This window comes from Mesorhizobium sp. M0074 (assembly GCF_040322975.1).
Classification (GTDB): domain Bacteria; phylum Pseudomonadota; class Alphaproteobacteria; order Rhizobiales; family Rhizobiaceae; genus Mesorhizobium.
Map to the genome: position 1 here is coordinate 156,496 of NZ_JAMYUM010000016.1, position 6,578 is coordinate 163,073.

Genomic DNA, 6,578 nt, shown 5'->3' on the forward strand with positions numbered 1-6,578 from the left:
CTGCATATCAGGCTGCAGCAAAAAGCTCATGCTGACCGGCCGGACGAGATCGAAAGAAGGTTCGGCTGCGTCAGGCGTCCTGGCAATCCGCCCGACTGAGCACCAGAACCGACCCTCCCGACGGATTTTCGCGAGCTGCATTCCTCCCTCCCCTCCTTACCAAAACCGCCGCTCGCGAATTCGTTGGCGAGTATATCTCCGATGTGATATACATATATCACTCGGAAGATATACAAATGCCGCTCTTCATTCGCGATCCCGACGTCGATGCCATGGCCATCGAGCTGCAGCAGATTACCAACGCGCGCAGCAAGACCGAGGCCGTCAGAACCGCCTTGCGCCATGAGATCGAGCGCAACCGCGGCAGCGTCCCGCTGCGCGAGAGACTTGCCAAAGTCAAGGAAATGGCGCGGCGGATCGGGCCGGCCAACCCTGATTTCGATATGAAGAAATTCACCGACGAAATGTGGGGCGACGACTGATGTTCGTCGATGCCTCGGTGATCGTTGCCATCCTGAACGAGGAACCTGGCGCGGAAGAACTGGAAAAGCGGCTCGCGGCCGCGACCAAGCCGCTGTATATCTCCCCGCTCGTCCGGTTCGAGGCAGTCCAGGGTCTCGCGCGAGCATCGGCCGAAGCCATCAAAAAGAACGCCAAGCCCACGGCCGACATGCTGGCGCAAGCCCGTGATACCGTCGACGCCTTTTTGATCGAGATCGCCGGCAAAGAAATCATGATATCCGGCGACATCGGCGACCGGGCGACCGAAGCCAGCATGAAATACGGCAAAGCAGTCGGGCACAAAGCCGATCTCAATTTCGGCGATTGTTTTGCCTATGCTTGCGCGAAGGCTCACCGGCTTGCCTTGCTTTACAAGGGCAATGACTTTTCACAAACTGATCTGGCGTAAGGCTTTCCAGGCCTTGCATCGCGGCGCGAGAGCCGATAGGCCCCTTTTGCATGCTTTGGGCGAATCGTCGTCTTTCATGGCTAAACGCAATATTACGAGGAACGTTCGCTGCAGCACTGGTTTTCTTCGGCCGGATCAACCCCGTCACGACGGGGCCCTCGGCGGGCTGGAGCTGCCGGGCGTGCAGGGACGCGTTCCTTGAGGGCCTTGGAGACGACCACCGCTGGCGGGCCTCGGCCGCACGGAACTCCGCGAGAAGTGCGACGGCGCGTTCGCTGTAGCCCGGCTGACGCCGGCCTCGCGCGCTAGGTTGGCGACGGTCAGCGCCCCGTCGGTGCGCTCAGGCGGCTGTCGAGCAGCCGCACCATCGCCGCCCTCAGCGCCGCTTCGCCGCCTTGCGGCCGGCAAGCCAACAGCCGTGCAGGATAGAATGTTGGACGCGCTGGCGGTCGCACGCTTCGGGCAGAAGGCCGATCTGGCAAAGCCGATGAAGCACCGGGGTCAGGCGTGATGGAAATCGCCCTGCCCTACCCCTCCCACGCCTACAGGGTCATCTATGCCGTCCAGCTCGGCGATGCCATCTGGGTCGTGCGTGCATTCCAGAAGAAGTCGACCACGGGCATCGCCACGCCTAAGGAGGCGATCGACCTCATCAAGGCGCGGCTGAAGCAAATACGGAAGATCGAGTCATGACAGAGAAAAAATCGAGATCGTCAGAGGCAGCGGCAATGTCTACGCGGACATGGGGGATCCCGACGCCGATACCAAGCAGATGAAGGCCTTCCTGGCGGCCGAGATCATCGCTGCGCTGAATCGGCGGCACCTCACGGTCAGAGCTGCGGCGGAGGTGACCGGCGTTAGGCCGTCGGATATTTCGAACATCCGCAACGCTTGGCAAGTTTACCATCGATCGGCTTGTGCGGGTGCTGAACCGGCTTGACCGAAAGGTGACCGTCACGGTCGAGAAGGCGAGACATGGAACTGTCGCCGCCTAACGCCTAATATGGCCAAGTTGCTCTGCCGGCGACCGGCAATGCCCTCCCTGTTGGCTCTTGGTCAATGAAGCCGAGTAGCTGAGGGTCGTCGAGGAAGATATCGACGTCGTGGCTTTCGCGATGGTTGATCTGGATCATCATCGCCGTGCCGCCGCCAAACGACCATTCGAATTCAAAACCTCCGGCCTTCTTCCGGAGCTGGTCGATCAGATCGGCAGCAATGGCGAAAAGCCGCCGCCATTCGGACGGACGACGGCTATGGACCTCGATCATCAAGCAGCGAGTTAATAGGTCTCGCCGGACCAGGCAGAGAATGGGCCGCGAAAGCCTTCAGATCATCGACCGCTATCTGGTGCGCGGCGGCGAACTCCATCTGCTGCTCGACCGGCACTTCTCCAAGGAAGGCACTGACCTGCCCAGGATACTGCTTCGCCAGATCTAGATCCGAAAGACAATGAGCCAGCGCCACCCCGTCGAGCTGTTCGCTGTAGGGCGCGTTAACTGTCGTCAGAACCAAGGCCAGATGCTCGCTCATAGTCATGCAAAATAGTCAATTCGTGGATGGGCACAAGCTGCGAGACTCGGGCACTGCAAATGGCTCGCGAGGCTCACAATCGTCCTTCCGTCGGCCACAGTGACGCCTGAGCGGTCATGCGCGCGTAGACGGACGAGCTACAGAAGCGCGCGCGGGTCGAGCAGCATTCGGCCGGCTGCGAACTGACTTCGGAGCATGACTCCGGCACGTCCCGCCCTTACGAGCTGCCGCGCGCGATCGGTTCCGCGTCGACCTCACCAAGGCTCTGACGGTCCCCTCCTCGCGCTTGAAGCCGTAAGGTGTAAACGGCGGTTCCGCATTTCAGCTTACGACTTCAGTTGAAATCGGGAAATAAAACCGACACCCGCAAATACCAACGCCGCCGCGATCGTTACCGAGTCAACCTGACCAAAGCGTCCGGGCTCTAAAAAGCACCCTCCCCTGCCGGCGCCGTTCGAGGCCTCGCCAGGCGCGCTCAGGAGGCTGGCGTGATCAACATCAGCGATGGAAAATAGGTGCGATAACGGCCGACGTCGCGGGTGAGCAGCGGCAGCTCACCGACCGCCGCGTGGGCGCCGATGAAGAAATCCGGCAGCACCCCGGTGCGCGATCCGCCCGATTTGCGATACTGGGTGAACACCTTTCCGGCCAGGAATAGCGCCGGCCGCGGCATCGTCACGATCTCGAGGCCGGCCGCGTCAAGAAAGGCGTCGAGATCCTCGATCCGGCTGTAGCGGACCGAGAGCTCTGCATAGACGACGTCGTTGATCAGCAACGGTCCGCGCAGCGAGGCGGCCTCCAACTGTTCGATCGACCACTCCGCCCAGTCCTGATCGTCGGTGACGAGGTCGAGCAGAACGTTGGTGTCGACCAGCGTCACGCTTCGCCGCGCGTCAAGGTCATGATCGCCTCGGTGCTCAGCCCCTTGCCCGCATGGCCGCGCAGCTTGGCAAAGCGGCTCGCCGGCCGTTTTTCGTCCGCACGAACCAACACCACGCTGCCGTCGGCGGCGCGGCGAAAATCCACTTGGCTGCCCGGTGCGATCCCCAAGAGATCGCGCACGGGCTTGGGAATGGTCACTTGACCTTTTGCGGTTACGGTTGTTGTCATTGCAGCCTCGGTAAGGACACCTCGAAATATGGTATTACCTCCGCGCGATGGATTCAAGTATCGGGAGTTGCCCTGAGCCGTTAGCCGCGAACGGGACGTCCGCAGATCCTTCGCCGCTGACCTTCGGAACTCGGCACCGCCGCGACCATCTTGAGTTCATCTGGACTGGGGCCAACAGCCTTGCAAAAGGCCCGTCGCTCGCCTTCGATTGAAGCGAGAAGGCAAAAACCATCGGCTGACTTTTCAGCTTAGGGCTTTAATTGAAATCGGGAAGTGAAAGCCACAGTCACCGAGGATGATGCTGAGGCCAAAGAACACTATCGATAATTCCCGCTTATCGATAGTGACTTGACCAAGGCTTGACCATCCGGCGAAATCGGCGCTGTCGTGGCGCAGAATTGCAATTGCTGGGCAAAGCAGCGCTCGTATCGACGACAGCGCACGGCCCGCCGCAGCACAGGAAGCTCGTACGAGGACAAAGCAATGACCGTCACGGTGAAGGTCGGCGAGGCCAAGACACACCTTTCCGAGCTGCTGGCCAGGGTCGAAGCTGGCGAGGACATTGTCATCGCGTGCGGCAACGATCCGATCGCCAAACTGACGCGGATTCAGCGCCGCAGCGACGTCGAGGCGGCAATCGAGGAGACCAGGGCTGCGCGCGCCCGCGCAAAGCCCGTGACGCAGGAGGAGGTCAGGGCCTGGCGCGACGAAGGACGTCATTAGCGATCCTCGTCTGACGCCGTTCGTCGTCGACGTCTCGGTTGCTGCGCCTGGGTGCTTCCCGACGAGAATGACGCGGCGGCCGAAGCCCTTCTGCGCCAGCTTCCAGGCGCGACTGCTCTTATCCCTTCGCTGTTCTGGCATGAAGCGCGCAGCGTCGTCTTGACGGCCGCTCGAGGATGCCGGAGCGGGCCAGGACGGCAAGATTTTGGCGTTGGCGGCACGCCACCAGCTCATCGCCTATGACGCCAGCTATCTGGCGCTCACCATCGAGAGCGAGCTTCCGCTTGCCACGCTTGACCGCAGGCTCGCCGCAGCCGCGCTCGCCGAAGGCGTCGCGATCCCCGCTCCGTGCGGCGAAACGAAAGACCCCTGACATGACCACAAAACCGCCCGCCTGAGAGGAATAACGAAAGAGCCGATCTTGCTTTCAGCCGGCGGCATTTTTTGCCATCAAGCGTCTTGCGCCGGGGAGCTCGTCGTTAAGATGGTCAAGACCCGGCTCCATTTCGGAGGCTTCGACCGGAGCGATTTCGTCCGCGCTGAGCTCCGCTGTCATCTCGACCCGCCGGTCGCGCTTCGACAGCCGGACAAAATCCTCGTAGGCCAGCAGCACGGTACGCGGGCGGCCGTTCTTGGTGATGATGACCGGATCGCGGACCGCGGCATCGTCTTGAGGCCTCACCAGACGCATTCATACGTTCGTTTTCTGGCACATTCCTTATGTGTATAAACACCCCAAAAAAAGCCCTGTCAAAAACGACCGAATGCGCGCACAATCGCGAGTGCCCCCAGCTGCGGCCTCATTGGTGATGCCCGCGTCTCGACCGAGGACCAGGCGAGCGCCCAAGTCGACGAACTCAAGGCGGCCGGCGGCCGCTTGGTCCATCAGGAGCACGGCTCCGGCGCCTCGCGCTCCCGGCCGGTGCTGGCGAAGCTGATGCGCGCCATAGTCGTGGGGCTATGGCGATATGGCGCCCAGAATCTCCAGGGTCGCCGCCGGCGATAGCCTGCCAAGACTGTCACCCACGCTTGCCCTGGACACCCGTAATGGAAACGATGGCGGGCGCTACCGTGACGAACAGGATATAAGGCTCTCCGGCAGCAAGCTGGTTGAGGAAAGCCCCACCGTCATGAAGCCAATGAACGAAGAGCACCTCGCGGTCCTACGCAGGCACATGGTCGAGATGATTGCAATCCATACCGACCTTGCAAGCGAAGAACTCGGCAAGGCGGCGCTCGATGAGCGGGTGATGGCAGCGATGCGGCGAGTGCCGCGGCATCTCTTCGTGCCAGCCTCGGTTGCACCTTATGCCTACCAGGACATGCCGCTGCCGATCGGCTTCGATAAAACCGTCTCGCAGCCTTTCATCGTCGCTCTCATGACCGATCTCATTGCGCCGCAACCGCACGAGGCGGTGCTCGAGATCGGCACCGGCCTGGGCTATCAAACCGCAATTCTCGCGGAACTCGCCGGGCAAGTTTGGAGCGTCGAAATCATCGAGGAATTCGCAAGCCATGCCGAGGCTCTCCTGCAGGGCCTAAGCTTATCCAATGTCGGCATTCGTGTCGGAGACGGGTCGCGCGGCTGGCCCGAGCACGCCCCATACGACAAGATCCTGGTCACCGTCGCGGCCGGGCGGGCGCCGCCGGCCTTGCTTGAGCAGCTCAAGCCGGGGGGACGCCTGGTTCTGCCTGTGGGACCTGAAGATGTGCAGTTGCTGACGGTCATCGACAAGGGTTCGGCAGGGCAACTGAAGACTCGTAAACTCATCCCGGTTCGGTTCAGCCGGCTCGAAACGGTCTAATGAGGTGCGACAACTGGCGCGACCGCGCTTTTCCGACCGTCAATCAGATGCCAGCCTTCCGCGTTTCTTCGCCCTTGGTGAACGCGAAGAAACGGTAGAGTCGAGGTGTGGCGCAGTGGCGGTAGGTTGAACATATCTGTTTGCCGCCCCTTCGTCTGGTCCTGCCTTATTGGTTCAACCTTGGCTCCGTTTCCACACCCCGCTCATCGAACCGGACCTGCAGATCTCCCGCATCCGGCTCTCGGACAAGTACTCCCGCCTTCACCCACGACACGCCACGTCCAAGTTGGGTCAACGTACGAGCCCGAAGTGCTCGTAAAGATGCGAGTCTGGATAGACCCCGCCCTTGCATCGTCTGGTCTTGTGGATAGTGTGCTGAAGGTTCTGCAAAAAGTTTTGGAGAGAGAACGGGGCTTGCTCTGAGGGGCGAGCGGCCATGGCACGGTGGTGACGTTGCGATCACCGATTCCCGTGGAAGGGGAAGTGCCATGACCAATCGA

Annotated in this window: 13 protein-coding genes and 1 pseudogene; 10 read left to right on the top strand and 4 right to left on the bottom strand. The window is 61.3% G+C overall.

The features are described from left to right. The first annotated feature begins 236 nt into the window (after positions 1–236). The 4 genes from NKJ73_RS21840 to NKJ73_RS21855 all read left to right on the top strand — a co-directional run bounded on the left by NKJ73_RS21840 (position 237) and on the right by NKJ73_RS21855 (position 1,850). A complete protein-coding gene (locus tag NKJ73_RS21840) occupies positions 237–482 on the top strand; it encodes a type II toxin-antitoxin system VapB family antitoxin (protein WP_352570964.1) in 246 nt (81 codons plus the stop codon). After that, the gene (locus tag NKJ73_RS21845; RefSeq protein ID WP_352455486.1) at positions 482–910 is read left to right on the top strand and encodes a type II toxin-antitoxin system VapC family toxin; all 429 of its coding nucleotides are present in this window, start codon (positions 482–484) and stop codon (positions 908–910) included. Before NKJ73_RS21840 ends, NKJ73_RS21845 begins: the two co-directional genes overlap by 1 nt. Before the next feature lie 510 nt (positions 911–1,420). Beyond that, positions 1,421–1,603 carry a type II toxin-antitoxin system RelE/ParE family toxin gene (locus NKJ73_RS21850; protein ID WP_502903575.1) on the top strand — a complete coding sequence of 61 codons (183 nt, stop codon included), beginning with the start codon at positions 1,421–1,423 and terminating at the stop codon, positions 1,601–1,603. A gap of 79 nt (positions 1,604–1,682) precedes the next feature. After that, positions 1,683–1,850, top strand: a complete 168-nt coding sequence (locus tag NKJ73_RS21855; RefSeq protein WP_352570965.1) for a helix-turn-helix domain-containing protein — start codon at positions 1,683–1,685, stop codon at positions 1,848–1,850. Between the two features lie 58 nt (positions 1,851–1,908). Here the strand turns inward: NKJ73_RS21855 and NKJ73_RS21860 are convergent, their stop codons facing one another. Continuing rightward, the gene (locus NKJ73_RS21860; RefSeq protein WP_352570972.1) at positions 1,909–2,046 is read right to left on the bottom strand and encodes a hypothetical protein; all 138 of its coding nucleotides are present in this window, start codon (positions 2,044–2,046) and stop codon (positions 1,909–1,911) included. Here NKJ73_RS21860 and NKJ73_RS21865 point away from each other — a divergent pair. Beyond that, positions 2,014–2,193 (top strand): hypothetical protein, encoded by a 180-nt coding sequence (locus NKJ73_RS21865; RefSeq protein ID WP_352570973.1) that lies wholly within the window; start codon positions 2,014–2,016, stop codon positions 2,191–2,193. The two genes, NKJ73_RS21860 and NKJ73_RS21865, sit on opposite strands and share 33 nt — an antisense overlap. A gap of 25 nt (positions 2,194–2,218) precedes the next feature. Further along, the gene (locus NKJ73_RS21870; RefSeq protein WP_352455483.1) at positions 2,219–2,347 is read left to right on the top strand and encodes a hypothetical protein; all 129 of its coding nucleotides are present in this window, start codon (positions 2,219–2,221) and stop codon (positions 2,345–2,347) included. Positions 2,348–2,915: 568 nt separating this feature from the next. On the opposite strand, the gene NKJ73_RS21875 is transcribed toward NKJ73_RS21870, so the two are convergent. Together NKJ73_RS21875 and NKJ73_RS21880 are read right to left on the bottom strand one after the other, a co-directional pair. Next, positions 2,916–3,320 carry a type II toxin-antitoxin system VapC family toxin gene (locus NKJ73_RS21875; protein ID WP_352455482.1) on the bottom strand — a complete coding sequence of 135 codons (405 nt, stop codon included), beginning with the start codon at positions 3,318–3,320 and terminating at the stop codon, positions 2,916–2,918. Further along, the gene (locus NKJ73_RS21880; protein WP_352455481.1) at positions 3,317–3,550 is read right to left on the bottom strand and encodes an AbrB/MazE/SpoVT family DNA-binding domain-containing protein; all 234 of its coding nucleotides are present in this window, start codon (positions 3,548–3,550) and stop codon (positions 3,317–3,319) included. Before NKJ73_RS21880 ends, NKJ73_RS21875 begins: the two co-directional genes overlap by 4 nt. Positions 3,551–4,033: 483 nt before the next feature. Between NKJ73_RS21880 and NKJ73_RS21885 the strand changes: the two genes are divergently transcribed. Both NKJ73_RS21885 and NKJ73_RS21890 read left to right on the top strand, forming a co-directional pair. After that, positions 4,034–4,273 carry a type II toxin-antitoxin system Phd/YefM family antitoxin gene (locus NKJ73_RS21885; protein ID WP_352458606.1) on the top strand — a complete coding sequence of 80 codons (240 nt, stop codon included), beginning with the start codon at positions 4,034–4,036 and terminating at the stop codon, positions 4,271–4,273. 211 nt (positions 4,274–4,484) lie between these two features. After that, positions 4,485–4,646: a PIN domain-containing protein gene (locus tag NKJ73_RS21890; RefSeq protein WP_352458605.1), complete on the top strand. Its 162-nt coding sequence runs from the start codon at positions 4,485–4,487 to the stop codon at positions 4,644–4,646. A 54-nt stretch (positions 4,647–4,700) separates the two neighbouring features. Here NKJ73_RS21890 and NKJ73_RS21895 read toward each other — a convergent pair whose 3' ends face one another. Then, positions 4,701–4,964, bottom strand: coding sequence for a type II toxin-antitoxin system prevent-host-death family antitoxin (locus NKJ73_RS21895; protein WP_352570966.1), 264 nt, complete (start codon positions 4,962–4,964; stop codon positions 4,701–4,703). Between the two features lie 84 nt (positions 4,965–5,048). Here NKJ73_RS21895 and NKJ73_RS21900 point away from each other — a divergent pair. Continuing rightward, positions 5,049–5,231: pseudogene (locus NKJ73_RS21900) on the top strand (recombinase family protein); the annotation flags it as partial. Between the two features lie 172 nt (positions 5,232–5,403). Further along, positions 5,404–6,078, top strand: a complete 675-nt coding sequence (locus NKJ73_RS21905; RefSeq protein ID WP_352455623.1) for a protein-L-isoaspartate(D-aspartate) O-methyltransferase — start codon at positions 5,404–5,406, stop codon at positions 6,076–6,078. Positions 6,079–6,578: the final 500 nt, after the last annotated feature.

Coding starts and splice junctions, on each gene's coding strand:
- NKJ73_RS21840 (WP_352570964.1), top strand. CDS start 237: ATGCCGCTCTTCATTCGCGATCCCGACGTCGATGCCATGGCCATCGAG.
- NKJ73_RS21845 (WP_352455486.1), top strand. CDS start 482: ATGTTCGTCGATGCCTCGGTGATCGTTGCCATCCTGAACGAGGAACCT.
- NKJ73_RS21850 (WP_502903575.1), top strand. CDS start 1,421: ATGGAAATCGCCCTGCCCTACCCCTCCCACGCCTACAGGGTCATCTAT.
- NKJ73_RS21855 (WP_352570965.1), top strand. CDS start 1,683: ATGAAGGCCTTCCTGGCGGCCGAGATCATCGCTGCGCTGAATCGGCGG.
- NKJ73_RS21860 (WP_352570972.1), bottom strand. CDS start 2,046: ATGATGATCCAGATCAACCATCGCGAAAGCCACGACGTCGATATCTTC.
- NKJ73_RS21870 (WP_352455483.1), top strand. CDS start 2,219: ATGGGCCGCGAAAGCCTTCAGATCATCGACCGCTATCTGGTGCGCGGC.
- NKJ73_RS21880 (WP_352455481.1), bottom strand. CDS start 3,550: ATGACAACAACCGTAACCGCAAAAGGTCAAGTGACCATTCCCAAGCCC.
- NKJ73_RS21885 (WP_352458606.1), top strand. CDS start 4,034: ATGACCGTCACGGTGAAGGTCGGCGAGGCCAAGACACACCTTTCCGAG.
- NKJ73_RS21895 (WP_352570966.1), bottom strand. CDS start 4,964: ATGCGTCTGGTGAGGCCTCAAGACGATGCCGCGGTCCGCGATCCGGTC.
- NKJ73_RS21905 (WP_352455623.1), top strand. CDS start 5,404: ATGAAGCCAATGAACGAAGAGCACCTCGCGGTCCTACGCAGGCACATG.